At 67.3% G+C, this 16229-nt stretch carries 14 protein-coding genes and 1 tRNA gene; 8 read left to right on the forward strand and 7 right to left on the reverse strand.

What is annotated here, in order from left to right:
• The first annotated feature begins 3 nt into the window (after positions 1-3).
• The 3 genes from DEQ67_RS04435 to DEQ67_RS04445 all read left to right on the forward strand — a co-directional run bounded on the left by DEQ67_RS04435 (position 4) and on the right by DEQ67_RS04445 (position 1488).
• Positions 4-456 carry a metal-dependent transcriptional regulator gene (locus DEQ67_RS04435; protein ID WP_004044074.1) on the forward strand — a complete coding sequence of 151 codons (453 nt, stop codon included), beginning with the start codon at positions 4-6 and terminating at the stop codon, positions 454-456.
• Positions 457-521: 65 nt separating this feature from the next.
• Positions 522-625: transfer RNA gene (locus DEQ67_RS04440), tRNA-Gln, on the forward strand.
• A 104-nt stretch (positions 626-729) separates the two neighbouring features.
• A complete protein-coding gene (locus DEQ67_RS04445) occupies positions 730-1488 on the forward strand; it encodes an FkbM family methyltransferase (protein ID WP_004044072.1) in 759 nt (252 codons plus the stop codon).
• A 34-nt stretch (positions 1489-1522) separates the two neighbouring features.
• Here the strand turns inward: DEQ67_RS04445 and DEQ67_RS04450 are convergent, their stop codons facing one another.
• Entirely contained in the window at positions 1523-2293 is a 771-nt protein-coding gene (locus DEQ67_RS04450; RefSeq protein ID WP_199522540.1) for an alanyl-tRNA editing protein, read from the reverse strand.
• A gap of 159 nt (positions 2294-2452) precedes the next feature.
• Here DEQ67_RS04450 and DEQ67_RS04455 point away from each other — a divergent pair, with 159 nt between their 5' ends.
• Positions 2453-3145 carry an HD domain-containing protein gene (locus tag DEQ67_RS04455; protein ID WP_004044070.1) on the forward strand — a complete coding sequence of 231 codons (693 nt, stop codon included), beginning with the start codon at positions 2453-2455 and terminating at the stop codon, positions 3143-3145.
• Positions 3146-3199: 54 nt separating this feature from the next.
• Here the strand turns inward: DEQ67_RS04455 and DEQ67_RS04460 are convergent, their stop codons facing one another.
• From DEQ67_RS04460 to proS, 3 genes are all read right to left on the reverse strand, one after another.
• Complete coding sequence (locus DEQ67_RS04460) at positions 3200-4189, reverse strand: NAD-dependent epimerase/dehydratase family protein (RefSeq protein WP_115802316.1); 990 nt, start codon at positions 4187-4189, stop codon at positions 3200-3202.
• Positions 4190-4297: 108 nt separating this feature from the next.
• Positions 4298-8833 (reverse strand): glutamate synthase large subunit, encoded by a 4536-nt coding sequence (gene gltB / locus DEQ67_RS04465; RefSeq protein ID WP_115860231.1) that lies wholly within the window; start codon positions 8831-8833, stop codon positions 4298-4300.
• A gap of 157 nt (positions 8834-8990) precedes the next feature.
• A complete protein-coding gene (gene proS, locus DEQ67_RS04470; RefSeq protein ID WP_115891327.1) occupies positions 8991-10457 on the reverse strand; it encodes a proline--tRNA ligase in 1467 nt (488 codons plus the stop codon).
• Positions 10458-10620: 163 nt separating this feature from the next.
• Here proS and DEQ67_RS04475 point away from each other — a divergent pair, with 163 nt between their 5' ends.
• Complete coding sequence (locus tag DEQ67_RS04475; RefSeq protein WP_115802318.1) at positions 10621-11118, forward strand: HTH domain-containing protein; 498 nt, start codon at positions 10621-10623, stop codon at positions 11116-11118.
• Positions 11119-11160: 42 nt separating this feature from the next.
• Here DEQ67_RS04475 and DEQ67_RS04480 read toward each other — a convergent pair whose 3' ends face one another.
• Positions 11161-11640: a hypothetical protein gene (locus tag DEQ67_RS04480; protein WP_004064295.1), complete on the reverse strand. Its 480-nt coding sequence runs from the start codon at positions 11638-11640 to the stop codon at positions 11161-11163.
• A gap of 248 nt (positions 11641-11888) precedes the next feature.
• Here DEQ67_RS04480 and DEQ67_RS04485 point away from each other — a divergent pair, with 248 nt between their 5' ends.
• The 3 genes from DEQ67_RS04485 to DEQ67_RS04495 all read left to right on the forward strand — a co-directional run bounded on the left by DEQ67_RS04485 (position 11889) and on the right by DEQ67_RS04495 (position 14875).
• Positions 11889-13811: a beta-CASP ribonuclease aCPSF1 gene (locus DEQ67_RS04485; RefSeq protein WP_004064294.1), complete on the forward strand. Its 1923-nt coding sequence runs from the start codon at positions 11889-11891 to the stop codon at positions 13809-13811.
• Between the two features lie 112 nt (positions 13812-13923).
• Entirely contained in the window at positions 13924-14307 is a 384-nt protein-coding gene (locus DEQ67_RS04490) for a methylglyoxal synthase (RefSeq protein WP_115802319.1), read from the forward strand.
• A gap of 136 nt (positions 14308-14443) precedes the next feature.
• Positions 14444-14875: a DUF7332 family protein gene (locus tag DEQ67_RS04495; protein ID WP_115860229.1), complete on the forward strand. Its 432-nt coding sequence runs from the start codon at positions 14444-14446 to the stop codon at positions 14873-14875.
• Here the strand turns inward: DEQ67_RS04495 and DEQ67_RS04500 are convergent, their stop codons facing one another.
• Both DEQ67_RS04500 and DEQ67_RS04505 read right to left on the reverse strand, forming a co-directional pair.
• A complete protein-coding gene (locus DEQ67_RS04500; protein ID WP_004064291.1) occupies positions 14876-15682 on the reverse strand; it encodes an endonuclease III domain-containing protein in 807 nt (268 codons plus the stop codon).
• 69 nt (positions 15683-15751) lie between these two features.
• Positions 15752-16177, reverse strand: a complete 426-nt coding sequence (locus DEQ67_RS04505; protein ID WP_004064290.1) for a DUF371 domain-containing protein — start codon at positions 16175-16177, stop codon at positions 15752-15754.
• Positions 16178-16229 lie beyond the last annotated feature (52 nt).

Here is a 16229-nt window from a genome sequence, read left to right on the forward strand (position 1 = left end):
ACGATGAACACGGCAGACCAATACGTCAAGGCGATTTACCTGCTGCAGGAGATGGAGAACGGCCCGGCGGCCACCGGCGCGCTCGCGGACATGATGGAGGTGAGCCCCGCGAGTGCGAACGAGATGATCGGCAAACTCGAATCCCGCGGCCTCGCCGAACACGAGAAGTACAAGGGCGTCACGCTCACGGACGACGGCATCGTCCGCGCCCGCGACGCGCTCCAGACCTACTGCATCATCGAGCGCTTCCTCTCGAACGTCCTCGACGTCGAGGAGTTCCGCGCGGAGGCCCGCGAACTCGAACCCGTCATCGACGGGATGATTGCGGAGCGACTCGACACCATCATCGACCGTAACTCCGAGTGTCCCGACTGTTTCGACCCCGAGACGGACGCCTGCGAGTATCTCGACGTGTGCGGCGCGGAACCCGAGACGGAGACGGAAGCCGCCGATTAATCGCCGACGCCGCCCGACCGGAACCGAAGCGTTTTCATTTACCAGCGGACAACCGACGAGTGCGCAGTCCCGTGGTGTAGTGGCCAATCATAGCGGCCTTTGGATTGGTACGGTTCATTGCGTGCCGAGAAGACAGCCGCTGACGGCGGTTCGAATCCGCCCGGGACTACTCGAACTTCTCCTGCGAATCCATATCACGCCGAGTCGCGTCGCCGCCGAGCGATTTTTATCGCCGCACAATGACAATACACTAACGTGTCTCTGCTGCATCCGGTGTCGGCCGCTCGCCACCTCGCGTACACCCTCCACTACGCGCTCGTTCGGGCGAACTACGAGCGACGGCTCGTCGCCACGAAGAAACACGTCGGGCGGACGAGCTTCCGGAGCTACGAACTGTACAACCGTCACGGTAACGACGTGCTCCTGCAAGCGCTGTTGCTCGACCTCGACGGCGGCGACGTGGTCGTCGACGTGGGCGCGAACACGGGGACCTACACGCTCGCGGTCGCGGCCAGCGAACCCTCCGCGCAGGTCGTCGCCGTCGAGCCGCATCCCGAGGTCGTCGACCAGTTGCGGGCGAACGTCGAGGTCAACGACTTCGACGACCGGGTGGACCTCCTCGACTGCGGCCTCGGCGAAACCGACGAATCCCGAGCGTTCCACCTGTCGAGCTACGACGAACTGGGGTCGTTCTCGCGAGACCACGCGAGCGCGTGGGGGGCGCGGGTCGTCGACACGGCGTCGGTATCGATGCGACGGCTGGACTCGCTCGTCGAGTCCGGGACGGTCCCGCCGCCGGACCACCTGAAGGTTGACGTCGAAGGGTTCGGCCTGAACGTGCTCCGGGGGGCGGAGGCGGTCCTTCGGGAGCACCGGCCGACGGTGTATTTCGAACTGCACGACGCCCGCGGGAGCCACGACGAAGCGGCGGCGAAGGCCCTGCTCCGGGAGTCGGGCTACGAGCTGGTTCCGGTCCGCGAGGGCTGGGTATGCGAGCCTCGGGCGCGGGCAGAAGCGTCCCGGTCCACGTAGTCGCGTCCGAGGAGTCGGTTCGACCGGCGACCGGCTATTCGAGGGCGAAGTTCACGCGCTCGTGTGCCGAGCCTTGGGTCGTCCGGCCGGCGACGGAGACCGTGCCGATGTCGCCCGTCGATTCGACGTGGGTTCCCGCGCAGGCGGTCCGGTCGAAGGGGTCGTCCGCGTCGCCGATTTCGACGATTCGGACCTCCCGAATCGACTCCGGAAGCAGGTGGAGCCTGGTGCGGTCGGGGTCGAGCGTCGCTTCGGCCTCCTCGCGGTCGAGGCTGTACCACCGGACGGGGAGGTCGGACGCGACGAGGTCGTTCAGGCGCGTCTCGATGGTCCGGAGGTCGTCGCCGTCGAAGCGGTCGTAGGCGCAGTCGAGGTGTGCGTGGTCGGCGTACAGTTGGTTACCGGTCGTCTCGGCGTCGAACTCGTCGAGGAGGACCGCAGAGAGGAGATGCTGGGCCGTGTGGTAGCGGCTGTGGGCGCGCCGCCGCGCCGCGTCGACGCGTCCGGTGACGGTCGCCCCCGGGTCGGGCGCGTCGCCCGCGACGACGTGTTCGATTCGGTCGCGTTTCTGGACGTCCGTCACGTCCCACGTCTCGCCGTCGCAATCCTCGCCGTCTACCGATAGGGTGCCCGTGTCGTGCGGTTGGCCGCCGCCGGTCGGGTAGAAGTACGTCCGGTCGAGGACGACGCGGTCGGTTCCGCGGACCGTCTCGACGGTCGCCTCGAACTCGTGTGTCGTCGCGTCGTCGAGGTATCGTGCTTCGGTCACGTCGGGGTCGACGCGGGCGGGCGAGTTAACTCTCATCGATGTGCCAGCGGTTCACATTGGCGGCCACGAGACCCGGTCTGTTCGCCCGAGAGCCCGGTTCCCGCGACTCAGGGTGGTCGTAACGCCTAAGAGTGGAACGACCCTCATTCCGTGTAATGAGAATACGCACGTGCCAACACCGACGGAGGTTCTGCCGTGGGCGTTGAAATCAAAGAGTCGGCGGTCTCCGACGCCGAGTTCGAGGATATGAAGCGTTTCGTCTCGGACTATCTCTCTGCGAGCGTCGAAAACGAAGACGACGGCGGGCGGATGCGCTGGTATCCGTGGCACTCCGCGGAGTACCGGTTCAACCACATCCTCAACGTCGTCGACCTCGCGACGCGCATCGCCGACCGCGAGGGCGCGGACGTGAACGTCGTTCGCGTCGCCGCCCTCTTTCACGACATCTCGAAGCTCGAAGCCGACCAGGAGGTCCACGCGGAGGAGGGCGCTCGCGTCGCCCGCGAGTTCCTCAGCAGCCACGGCGACTACCCCGACTCCTTCGTCGACCAGGTGTGTCAGGTCGTCTCCGACCACTCGTATCAGGGGCCGCTGACCGACGTGTCGCTTGAGACGCGCTGTCTCATCGAGGCCGACATCCTCGACAAAATCGGCGCGAACGGCACCGCGCTGATGCTCCTGCGGATGGGCTACGAGGCCCGGACCCACATGGACGCCGCCGAGATGGTCGAACGCGTCTTCGAGCGCGGCCGCGACGCCTCCGACCGGCTCGAAACCGACACCGCCCAGAGCTTCGCTCACCAGCGGCTCAAGCGCGTCAAGTGGTTCCGAGAGTGGCTCGAAGAGGAGGTCCCCGAGATGGACCACGACGGCCAGTTCAGCGGCTGAGCTCGTCGGAACCGCCGCCTCGCCGCCTCGTTTTTTCGAGCGAACGATCCCGTCTCAGAGCGTGTCGAGAATCGAGAGCACGCGTTCTTCGGCGTCGCGGCCGGGGTCGTGTTCCGCGCCGTCGCGGTCGCTGTCGCGGTGGTCGGCGACCGACCGGCGCATCGCCTCCTCGACGGGGGTGGACTCCCAGCCGAGACGGGCGAGTTTGTCCGTCGAGAGGACGTGCGGGTAGTCGCGGTAGAGGATGAAGTCGTCCATCGAGAGGCCGGCCGCGGCGAGTTCACGCTCGCCCGCGTGGACGACCTCGACGCCGGTGCCGGCGGCGTCAGCGATGACTTCGACCATCTCTTCGAGCGTCACGAGCCGTCTGTCACCGACGTTGTAGGCCTCGCCCGCCTCGCCCTCCTCGGCGACGACGCGCATCGCGCTCGCCACGTCCTCGACGTAGGCGCGGTGCCAGACGTTCGTCCCGTCGCCGGGGACGACGACGCGGTCGTAGTTCAGCACGCGGTCGATCCAGTAGTCGAGGCGCTCGGTGTAGTCGTCGGGGCCGTAGACGATGCAGGGCCGGACGGACATCGCGTTGATGCCCCGCGAGGCCGCCTCGAAGACGACGCGGTCGCCCTCGGCTTTCCGCGGGCCGTAGCTCGCACCCGAGTCGTCCGCCGCCTGCTCGTCGGTGCAGTCGCACAGCGGCGTCTCGCCCTCGCGCTTCGGGATGACCTCGCTTCCGTAGGCCGCGCCGCTGGAGATGTAGACGTAGGCGTCCACGTCAGCGAAGACGTCGACCGCAGAGGCGACCTCCGCGGGCTTGTACGCCACGCAGTCGAACACCGCGTCGGGGTCGACGGTCAGTTTCGCGGTCCGGAGCGCCTCGTCGTCGGTTCGGTCGCCCTGCACGTGTTGGACGCGCGGGTCGTCCTCGAAGGGGTTGTCGTGGTTCCCGCGGTTGAAGATGGTCACGGCGTAGCCGCTGTCGAGGAGTTCCGAGACGAGGTGGCGGCCGATGAATCGCGTGCCGCCGATGACGAGTGCGTTGTCCATGTCTCGGTCGAAGGCGCGCGCGGTGAAAAACGTGAGAGAATCGGTTGCGGGTGCCGGAACCCGCTCGCCGTTAGCGGCGGTTCGAGACGGCCGGGGTCCGTCTCCGTCTCAGTCGTCGCTCGTCGTCGCCGCGCCGACTCTGTCGGCTCCGGCGTCGACGATTGCGCCCGCCTTCGCGGGGAGTTCGTTGCGAACGTCCTCGCGGCCGTCTTCGGCGATGACCTCGGCGTACGCGTCGGGCATCACCTTCACGAAGTCACCGAGCACGGACTGCCAGTCGTCGAGCAGTTCGGCCGCGCGGTCGGAGTCGGTGTACGTGCGGTGGTTCTCGACGAGGCGGGTGAGCATCGCCTCGTCCTTGTCGTCGAGGTGGTCTTCGAGCGTCACCATCTCGGTGTTCGCCTTCGCGGCGAACTCGTCGTCGGGGTCGTAGACGTAGGCTACGCCGCCGGACATGCCCGCGGCGAAGTTGCGGCCCGTCTCCCCGAGCACGGCGACGACGCCGCCGGTCATGTACTCACAGCCGTGGTCGCCGACGCCCTCGACGACCGCCTTCACGCCGGAGTTGCGGACGCCGAAGCGCTCGCCGGCGAGGCCGTTGACGTAACATTCGCCCTGCGTCGCGCCGTAGAGGGCGACGTTGCCGATGAGGATGTTTTCGGCGGCCTCGTAGTTGGCCTCGGCGGGCGTGTCGACGATGACGCGGCCGCCGGAGAGGCCCTTGCCGACGTAGTCGTTGGCGGCCCCGGTGAGCCGCATCGTGACGCCGCGGGCGAGGAAGCCGCCGAACGTCTGGCCGGCGATGCCGTCGAACTCACAGCGGATGGTGTCGTCCGGGAGTCCCTCGCCGCCGTGGGCGTTCGAGATGCGGTTCGAGAGCATCGCGCCGACCGCGCGGTCGACGTTCGAGAGGTCGCGGCGGATGACGACCGGCTCGCGGTTCTCGATGGCGTCTGCGGCCTCGTCGATGAGTTTGTGGTCGACGTGCGTCTCGATGTCGGCGTGGACCTGGTCTTCGGTCTTGCGGCGCGCGCCCGTCTCGGGCTCGGCCAGCACCGACGAGAGGTCGAGGTGCTTCGCCTTCTCGTGGTCCGTCTCGACCTGCCGGAGCAGGGAGGGACGACCGATCATCTCGTCGAGCGAGGTGAAGCCGAGGTCGGCCATAATCTCGCGGAGTTCCTGCGCGATGAACGTCATGTAGTTGATGACGTGGTCGGGCTCGCCGGGGAAGCGGCGGCGCAGGTTCTCGTCCTGCGTGGCGACGCCGACCGGGCAGGTGTTCTCGTGGCACTGACGGGCCATCACGCAGCCCGAGGTGACGAGCGACGCGGTCCCGAAGACGTACTCCTCGCCGCCGAGGAGGGCGGCGACGGCCACGTCGCGGCCGGTCTTCATGCCGCCGTCGACGGAGACGCGGATGCGGGAGCGAAGCCCCGTCGCGCGGAGCATCTGGTTGGCCTCGGCGAGGCCGAGTTCCCACGGGAGACCGGCGTTCTTGATGGAAGTCTTGGGCGACGCGCCGGTGCCGCCGTCGTAGCCGGAGATGTGGACCACGTCGGCTTTCGCCTTCGAGACGCCGGCGGCGATGGTGCCGATGCCGGCCTCGGAGACGAGCTTGACGTTGATGTCGGCGTCGGGGTTGGCCGACTTCAGGTCGAAGATGAGCTGCTTGAGGTCCTCGATGGAGTAGATGTCGTGCAGCGGCGGCGGCGAGATGAGGCCGACGCCCGGCGTCGCATACCGGACGTGCGCAATCATCTCGTTTACTTTCTTGCCGGGGAGGTGGCCGCCCTCGCCGGGCTTCGAGCCCTGCGCCATCTTAATCTGAATCTCGTCGGCCGACGAGAGGTAATGAGAGGTGACGCCGAAGCGGCCGGAGGCGACCTGCTTGACGTTACACTCCTTTTCGGTGCCGAAGCGCTCCGGCGGCTCGCCGCCCTCGCCGGAGTTGGACTTGCCGCCGATGCGGTTCATGGCGATGGAGTTGTTCTCGTGGGCCTCCGGCGAGAGGCTGCCGAGCGACATCGCGGCCGTCGAAAAGCGCGTGACGATATCCTCGACGGGTTCGACCTCGTCGATGTCCACCGGCTCGCGGTCGGAATCGAATTCGAGGAGGCCGCGGAGCGCCTTCAGCTGCTTCGACTGGTCGTTGACCAGCTCCGCGAACTCCTTGTACTTCTCGTAGTCGCCGGCGCGGACGGACTGCTGGAGCGTGCCGACGGTCTGGGGGTTCCAGCCGTGGTGGATGCCGGCCGAGCGGTTCTCGTACTCGCCCTGTCGTTCGAGCTTCGGGTCCGCGCCGAACGCGGCGGCGTGACGGGTCAGCAGGTCTTCCTCGATGACGTCGAGGCCGATACCCTCGGTGCGGATTTCGGTGCCCTCGAAGTACTCGGCGACGAAGTCGGATTCGAGGCCGACGGCTTCGAAAATCTGCGCGCCGCGGTAGCTCTCGACCGTCGAGATGCCCATCTTGGCCATCGTCTTGAGCAGGCCGTCTTCGAGCGCGTGGACGTACGCGTCGATGGCCTCGCCCTCGTCGGCCCCGTCGGGGCCGGCGACGACGTCCTCGATGGTCTGGTAGGCGAGGTAGGGGTTCACCGCGCCCGCGCCGTAGCCGACGAGCGTGGCGAGGTGGTGGACCTCGCGTGGGTCGCCGGACTCGACGACGAGGCCGGCGTGGTTCCGGAGGCCGTTGCGGACGAGGCTGTGGTGGACCGCGCCCGTCGCGAGCAGGCTCGGGATGGCGACGCGGTCGGGGCCGACCGCGCGGTCGGAGAGGACGACGATGTCCGCGCCGTCTTCGATGACCGCCTTGGCCTCGTCGCGGACGGCCTCGATGGCCTCGCGGATGTCGCCGCCTTTCTCGTAGGTGATGTCGACGACTTCGCTCCGCATGTCGTCGTCGAGGTCCTTGATGGCCGCAGTCTCGGCGTCCGTGAGGACCGGCGAGTCGAGGACGAGCTGACGCGCGTGCTCGGGTGACTCGTCGAGGAGGTTACGCTGGCAGCCGAGCCGCGACTCCAGGCTCGTCACGAGCTTCTCGCGGATGTAGTCGATAGGCGGGTTCGACACCTGCGCGAACAGCTGCTTGAAGTAGGTAAACAGCGGGCGGTTGAGGTCCGACAGCACCGAAAGCGGCGTGTCGTCGCCCATCGAGCCGACGGGGTCCTTGCCGTCGCGGGCCATCGGCTCTATCATATGGTTGAGCTGGTCGTGCGTGTAGCCGAACGCCGCCTGCGTCGCGCGGAGCGACTCGACCTGTCCGCGCGAGGTGGAGTCGGTGTCGCCGGCGATGTCGTCGAGATGGCGCTGCTGTTGGTCGACCCACTCGCCGTACTTCTCGTCGGTGAGGGAGTCGAACACTTCGGCGTCGGGGATGACGCGGCCCTCCTCGGGGTCGGCCATGAAGATCTCGCCGGGCTGGAGGCGACCGCGGGATTCGAGTTCCGCGGGGTCGGTGTCGAGCGCGCCGACCTCGCTGGCGACGATGAGGCGGCCGTCGGTCGTCACCTCGTAGCGACACGGACGGAGGCCGTTGCGGTCGAGGACGGCGGCGATGCGGTCGCCGTCGGTCGCCGCGACGAGCGCGGGACCGTCCCACGGCTCGACGAGCGAGGCGTGGAAGTCGTACCAGTCGCGGCGCGCCTGGTCCATCGCGTCGTCGTTGCGGTACGCCTCGGGGATGAGCATCCGCAGGACGTGCGGGAGTTCGCGGCCGCTCTTGAGGAGCAGTTCGACCACGTTGTCCACGCTCGCGGTGTCGGACTGGTCGGCCTTCGTGATGGGCATGAGCGTCTCGATGTCGTCGCCGAAGGCCTCGTGCTGGAGGTCCGTCTCGCGGGCGCGCATCCAGTTGACGTTGCCGCGGATGGTGTTTATCTCGCCGTTGTGGATGACCTGGCGGTACGGGTGGGCGAGATGCCACGCGCCGAGCGTGTTGGTGGAGAATCGCGCGTGAACGAGCGCGAGTTCGGTCACCATCCGCTCGTCGCTGAGGTCGGGGTAGTAGTTCGGGAGCTGTTCGGCCGTGAGCAGTCCCTTGTAGACGATGGTCTTGCGGTCGAGCGAGCAGACGTAGAACCGTCCCGCGCCCTCGATAGCGAGGTCGTCGACCGCCTTCTCTGCGGCTCGGCGGGCGAGGTACAGCGCCCGGTCGAACTCGTCTGCGGTCATCCCGTCGGCCGGCTCGACGAACAGTTGCCAGACGTCGGGCTCCGATTCGAGCGCGGTCGCGCCGAGGTCGGCGTTGTCGGTCGGCACGTCGCGCCAGTCGAACACGGAGAGCCCGTGGTCGGCCAGCGAGTCCTCGACAACCGCCGAAACGCGCTCGCGAACCTCGTCGTCGGTCGGCATGAACACCGAACCTGCCGCGTAGAGGTCCGGAAGCTCGGATTCGAGGACGGCTTCGAAGAACTCGTCGGGTCGTTGCAGCAGGATACCCGCCCCGTCTCCGGTGTTTTCCTCAGCGCCCGTGGTGCCGCGGTGCTCGAGATTCTCCAGGAGTTCGAGGCTGTCTGCGACGACTCGGTGCGAGGCGCCGTTTTCGAGGTCTACGACGGCCCCAACGCCGCAGTTCGACCGCTCGTCGGTCGGGTCGGCTAACCCGTCCTGAGCGAAGGGTGCGTCTATGTGTGGCTTGGTCATACGCCAATAGTACGGCTACCCGCATAAGCAACTTTTCCTGAAACCATAAGGGTGTTACAATGTCATATAAGGATGTATCCATACATAGTATGGAGACTAATGATGATTCGACGGACGACGAAAAATATGAACAATCGTGTAAAACCCGGCGGCCGGTTCAGTAGGACTTCGCGAAGTACGCCGTCTCCTCGGCGTCGCCGCCGCAGACCGCGCAGTCCTCGCCGTCGTGAATCTCCGCGTCCTCGTCGTTCAGGGGCACCATGACGATTTCGGCGGCGATTTGCTCCTTAATCTCGTCCTCGCAGGCCTCGTCTCCGCACCACGGCGCTTTCACGTAGCCGCCGTGCTGGCCGATGGTGCCGAGAATCTCGTTGCGCTCGGACGCCTCGCGGACGTTTTCTTCGAGGTTCTCCTCCGCGGCGGCGTAGAGCTTCGCGTACACTTCGTCGAACTGCGCTTGGACGGCTTCGGCGATGTTCTCGCGGTCGAGTTCGACCGACTCGCCGTCGGGGCGGTGGACGGCCGTGACGACGTCGTCGTCGACCTCGTTCGGGCCGATTTCGAAGCGGACGGGGACGCCCTTGAGCTCCCACTCGTTGAACTTGAAGCCGGGGTTGCGCTCGTCGCGGGCGTCGAGTTCGACGCGGACGCCCGCGTCTTCGAGGTCTTCGGCGATGTCCTCGGCGTAGTCGAGGACCTTCTCCTGCGTGTCGGCCTGCCAGATGGGGACGATGACGACCTGCTCGGGCGCGATGGTCGGCGGCAGGACGAGGCCCTGGTCGTCGGAGTGCGTCATGATGAGCGCGCCGAGCGAGCGCCACGACAGCCCCCACGAGGTCGTGTGGGCGGGCTCTTCGTCCTCGTCTTCGGTCGTGTAGGTGAGGTCGAACGCCTCTGCGAAGGAGGTGCCGAGGTAGTGGGAGGTGCCGGCCTGCACGGACTTGCCGTCGGGCATGAGCGCCTCGACGGTCGTCGTCGTGTCCGCGCCGGGGAACTTGTCGTGTTCCGGCTTCGCGCCGCGGAGCACGGGGATGGCGAGCACGTCCTCGTAGAGCGACTGGTACTGCGAGAGGCGGGTCATCGTCTCGTCCCACGCGCCGTCGCGGGTCTCGTGGGCCGTGTGACCTTCCTGCCAGAGGAACTCCTTGGTGCGGAAGAACGGCTTCGTCTCGGTCGCTTCCCAGCGCACGACCGAGGCCCACTGGTTCACGCGGAGCGGGAGGTCGCGGTGGCTACGGACCCACTGGGCCATGTAGGGCGCGATGATGGACTCGGAGGTCGGGCGGACGGCGAGGCGCTCTTCGAGTTTCTCGTGGCCGCCGTGGGTGACCCACGCCACCTCGGGGTCGAACCCCTCGACGATGTCCTTCTCGCGTTCGAGGTAGCTCTCGGGGATAAACAGCGGGAAGTACGCGTTCTGGACGCCCGTCTTCTTGAACTCGCCGTCGAGGTAGTTCTGGATGGACTCCCACAGCGCGTAGCCGCGCGGGCGAGTCACGATGAAACCGCTCATGCCCTCCGGGCCGTAGTTCGCGAGACCCGACTTCTGGACGACCTCGGCGTACCACTCGCCGGTGTTGTACTGCTTCGACTCGGTGATACCGAGTTCCTGCTCGTCGCTCATTGCCCATCGGTAGCCGCAGCGAACCCTTAAACGCCCCGAAGGTGCCGGCGCGCCGCCCCGCCGCGCAGACCACCTCTCGTCGACGACGGTCGGCGGTTCCGGCGGACGCATAGATACATATCGCCGGCTATCCTACCAGTACGTGGTGGTTGGTGTGCTAACAATGGACACAATTGTAAGCGGCGAACGGCCGACTCCTCGGGAGGGGACGGTCCGAATCGAACTGTGGGTTCCGAGCGGGCGGCGCGCGGAGTTCACACCGGTTATCGACCGACTGGACGACGCCGTCGGGCGCGGCCTTATCGAGGAGTACACCGTCGAGACGTGGGACCGGTTCGTGGACCTTTCGGGGAGCCTGAGTCCGCGCGAGCGACGCGTCCGCGACCGGCTCGCGTCGTACGCCCAGTGGGCGGCGACACACGGCGAGCGGCTGACGGGATTAGGCGACCTCGGCGTGCGCGGCGTCGGACGGATGGGCCCCGAGCGGCTGACGCGGCGGACCCCGCGAGCGGTCATGGCAGAGTACGAAAACGGCGTGCTCGCGCACGTGACAGCGTGCGAGGAGTGCGTCGGCGCGTTCCGTGGACGGCTCCGCGACCTCGACTCGGAACACGAACGCGAGTCCGAAACCTCGTCGGAGCCGGTTCGTATCGAGTGGTAAGACGCGACTCGAACCTCTTTTTCGCGCGACGCCGTCCGGTGGTCAGCGCCGACTGTCGAACGGCGAGTCACCCTCGCGCCACGACCACCCCGGCAGGCGCGTCTGAAAGCCCGCGGCGAGCGCGGCGTCGAGGTCGTCGCGGCCGGCGGGACCGTCGGTGTGGACGGCCACGTCCGCGAAGTGGAACGTCGCCTGCGCGAGGAGTCGGAGCGGCTCGCCGCCGGCGATGGTCGCCGCGAGCTCGCGCCCGAGCACCTCGTCGACGACGAACCCCGGGTAGTCGTCCTGTACGTCCAGCCGCTTGAGGATGCGGACGTAGGCCGCGACGTTGACGCCGACCTCGCCGTCGGCGAACACCGCGTCGACCGCCTCGCGGTAGGCCGCCTCGTCGACCGCGCCGACGCGCGTGTCGAACTGCTCGCCGAGTCGCCGTCGCGTCTCGTTGATGAGCGGGACGACCACGTCCGCGCGCGCTCGAACCCAGTCGTGTTCCGCCGAGACGGCCGCCGGTGTGAGTTCCATGGTCGTCGGTCGGCCCCGAGACGCTTCGGCTTTGCGAAGGGTTTTATACTGGCGACATGGTACTGTCGGGTAAGCGGGTTTTCCCTGCCTCTTCCCGCAGTCGAGATACAACCGTATTCAGTTCACTATGCTCTCTCCGCAGTCGGCCGAGACTGGCACTCGTACACGTGGACCGGCTCGCGTCGACGCTCCTGAGGTAGGGGTTCCCGAGACCTGCCGGCGCAGGACCGGACGGGTCGCTCGTAACTATGAGCTCCGTAGATAAACAACTCGAGAATCTGAAGGCAGAGATTACGAACGAACTCCCCCGCGACATCTCGGTTTCCGACGTCAAGTACGAGGGTCCCGAACTCGTCGTCTACACGCGCGACCCGAAGAAGTTCGCTCAGAACGGCGACCTCATCCGGAAACTCGCGAGTAAGCTCCGAAAGCGAATCACGGTTCGCCCGGACCCGGACGTGCTGTCCGACCCCCGCGAGGCCGAACCCAAGATTCTGAGCGTCATCCCCGAGGAGGCCGGCGTCACCGACCTCGACTTCCACATCGACACCGGCGAAGTCGTCATCGAGGCCGAGAAACCGGGCATGGTCATCGGTCGCCACGGCTCGACGCTCCGCGAAATCACGCAGAAAGTCGGCTGGACGCCCGAAGTCGTCCGCACTCCCCCCATCGAATCCTCGACGGTTTCGAACGTCCGCAACTTCCTGAAGCAGGAACGCGAGGACCGCCGCCGCATCCTCGAACGCACCGGCCGGCAGATTCACCGCGAGCAGCTCTCGGACGACGAGTGGGTCCGCATCACGACCCTCGGCTGCTGCCGCGAGGTCGGCCGCGCGTCTTTCATCGTCTCGACGCCCGAGACCCGAATCCTCGTCGACTGCGGCGACAAACCCGGCTCCGACGACGTGCCGTATCTGCAGGTCCCCGAGGCGCTCGGGTCGGGCGCGAACTCGCTCGACGCGGTCGTCCTCACCCACGCTCACCTCGACCACTCGGCGCTCATCCCGCTTCTGTTCAAGTACGGCTACGACGGCCCCATCTACACGACCGAGCCGACCCGCGACCTCATGGGCCTACTCACGCTCGACTACCTCGACGTCGCCTCGAAGGAGGGACGCACCCCGCCGTACGAGTCCGAGATGGTTCGCGAGGCCATCAAGCACACCATCCCGCTTGAGTACGGCGACGTGACCGACATCGCGCCCGACGTGAAGCTCACGTTCCACAACGCGGGTCACATCCTCGGCTCCGCCGTCTCGCACTTCCACATCGGTGACGGCCTCTACAACGTCGCGTTCTCCGGCGACATCCACTACGAGGACACCCGCCTGTTCAACGGCGCGGTCAACGACTTCCCGCGCGTGGAGACGCTCGTCCTCGAATCGACCTACGGCGGCCGCAACGACTACCAGACCGACCAGCAGGACTCCGAGGAGCGCCTCATCGAGGTCATCAACGAGACGTACGACCGCGGCGGCAAGGTCGTCATCCCGGCGTTCGCCGTCGGTCGCTCACAGGAGATTATGCTCGTCCTCGAAGAGGCGATGCGCTCGGGCAAGATTCCGGAGATGCCCGTCCACCTCGACGGGATGATCTGGGAGGCGACGGCCATCCACACGACCTACCCCGAGTACCTCCGCGACGACCTCCGCGACCGCATCTTCCACGAGGACGAAAACCCGTTCCTCGCCGAGGAGTTCAACCACATCGACGGCGGCGAAGAGGAGCGACAGGACGTCGCCGACGGCGAGCAGGCCATCATCCTCTCGACCTCCGGGATGGTCACCGGCGGCCCCATCATGTCGTGGCTCCGCCACGTCGGCCCCGACCCGAAGTCCCGACTGGTCTTCGTCGGCTACCAGGCGCAGGGGACGCTCGGCCGCCGCATCCAGAACGGCTGGGACGAGATTCCGGTCAACGGCCGCGACGGCATGGGCCGGTCGGACACGCTGAAGCTCAAGATGGACGTGGAGACGGTCGACGGCTTCTCCGGTCACGCCGACCGGCAGGGCCTCGAAAACTTCGTCAAGACGATGAACCCCCGTCCGGAGAAAGTGCTGTGCGTTCACGGTGACGAACGCTCCGTGCAGGACCTCTCGTCGGCGCTCTACCACGACTACAACATGCGGACGTTCGCGCCGAAGAACCTCGAGACGTTCCGCTTCAAGTAACGACTCGCAGTCACGGCGACCCTCACCGGCGCGTCAACCGCCGCCGCACAACGATTTCTCACGGACGGCATCCGGGCGAACATTAATCAGGACTCTCGAACGAGTGTTTGCTATGCGTCTCGCACTTATTGCGCACGACGAGAAGAAGCCGGACCTCATCGCCTTCGCCGAGGAGCGGCAGGACGACCTCGAACGCTTCGAACTCATGGCGACGGGCACGACCGGCCAGCGACTCATCGACGCCACGGGCCTCGACATCGAGCGCAAGCAGTCCGGGCCGCTCGGCGGCGACATGCAAATCGGCGCGGAGATCGCGAGCGAGACCTGCGACGGCGTCATCTTCCTCCGCGACCCGCTGACCGCCCAGCCCCACGAGCCGGACATCACCGCCCTGCTCCGCATCTGCGACGTCCACCAGACGCCGCTTGCGACCAACCTCGCCAGCGCCGACGCCGTCCTCGACGAACTCATCCGACAGCTCGACGGCGAGGTGTAGTCTCCGGAACTGAGCCGCGCCGCGACCGAACCGCGCCGCGACCCCCGCGTCCATCGCCTCGTTTCGCTTCGAGAGACGGTATCACGCCTGAGAATCGCGGCGTATCCTTAATTAGCAGCGCGCCGGAGGCGACGGTATGCACGCCGCGACTCGCACGTCTCTGATGCTCGCCGTGATTCTCACTGTCGCGACCGCCCCGGTCGCCGCCGCGACCGGGCCGACCTCGCCGTGTTTCCCCGGCGAGGGCCACCAGTTCGACATCGGTGGCGAGGGTGCGGGCATCGACCTCGTGGTCTTCCTCTCGATGTTCGAGAACCTCGGCGGCGAGGGCGGCTTCGGGATGGAAGCCAGCGGCTCCGTCGGCAACGACTCCATCGTCCAACTCCGGGCGGGGGTTGCCTTCGACGGCGTCGGTCCCGCCGCGGCGTTCCTCTCGAACCCCTTCTCGCGGTTCAGCGTCGTCTACGACTACTCGATGACTCTCCCGATGTTCGCCGACTCGGGCATCGAATCGAGCTACGAGGACGACGGTTCGCCGGTGAGCGGACTCGACGCGACGGCCTGTTAGTCAGTCGTCCGCGGCCGCGGGGTCGGTGACGGACTGCGCCGCCGCGTCGACGCCGACCATGTCGCACACGTCGGCCATCGGGCACGCGTCGGGGCCGTCGAGACACGCGGGTTTGCGGGCCGTGCAGAACTCGCGGCCGAACTGAATCATCGCGGTGTGGCCGAAGCCGCACTTCTCGTCGGGGATGTCGCGTTCGAGCGCCGCCCGAACGCCTTCGTGGTCGGCGTCGGCGGGCGCGAGCCCAATCCTGCGGGCGATGCGGTGGACGTGGGTGTCGACGGGGAAGACGCCGCCGCGCCCGCCCGCAAAGAGGAGGACGCAGTCGGCGGTCTTCGGGCCGACGCCTTTCATCTCCAAGAGGCGGTCGCGGACCGTCGCGGGCGCTTCCTCGCGGACGTAGCGGTCGAAGTCGGCCTCGCTCCCGAAGTCGGCCAGCACCTCCTCCGCGACGCCCCGGATGAGCTTCGATTTCTGGTTGTAGAGGCCGCCGGAGCGGATGGCCTCGACGATGCCCTCGCGGTCGGCCGCCGCCAGCGACTCGGCGAGGTCGCCGCCGCCGTACTGCGCCATGAGTTCGTCGTGGGCGGGCTGGCTCGCCTTGTCGCTCGTGTTCTGGCTCAGGATGGTTCGGACGAGACACTCGAAGCCGCCCTGCCCGCCGTAGGCCTTCCGCCAGTAGCGCTCGCCGAGGCGGTCGACGACGACCTCGGCGCGCGTCGCGGTCTCGGGGTCGGCGGGGTCGAACGCCGTCTCTCGGCCGCCGCCGCTCGCGCCGCCGCTGATGTTCTCTGCGGGTTCGTCGGGCATGGCCGGAGGTTACGACCGCGCGGTGAAAAACGCATCCCGTCGGCCGACTCCTCGGCCGATTGCGCCGAGTTACTCGACTTCGATAGTGACGGTCAGTTCCGCCCCGTCGGCGAGCGCCGAGACGAGGTCGCGGTCGAAGCCCGCCGCGGCGTGAGCCGCGTCGACCGCGCCGGTTCGGTCGTCCACGTAGTCGCTCGTGCGGAAGACGATGCTGCGGTCGCCCTCGAACGTGAGGTCCGGGTGTCCGCGGGCGTGGACGGCCTGCTCGTGGGTTTCGTCGCCTGCGTCCACGCGGACGTGCACGTCGATAGCCGCGTCGCGGGACTGGCAGGCCTCGACGAACGCTGGGTCGAAGTCGGCGGGCGTGCGGTCGGCCTCGACGCCGATGATACAGTCGCCCGCGGGGGTGAGCCAGTCGTCCGTCGTCACCTCGAAGGTGCTCGCGTGTTCGGCGCGTACGTGTTCGTGGCCGCGTGCGCGAATGACCTCTCTCATGACGTGGCATCCGACCCGACTCGGTTTAGCCCCCACGATTCACATCCCATTT

This window comes from Haloferax sp. Atlit-48N, assembly GCF_003383015.2.
GTDB lineage: Archaea > Halobacteriota > Halobacteria > Halobacteriales > Haloferacaceae > Haloferax > Haloferax volcanii.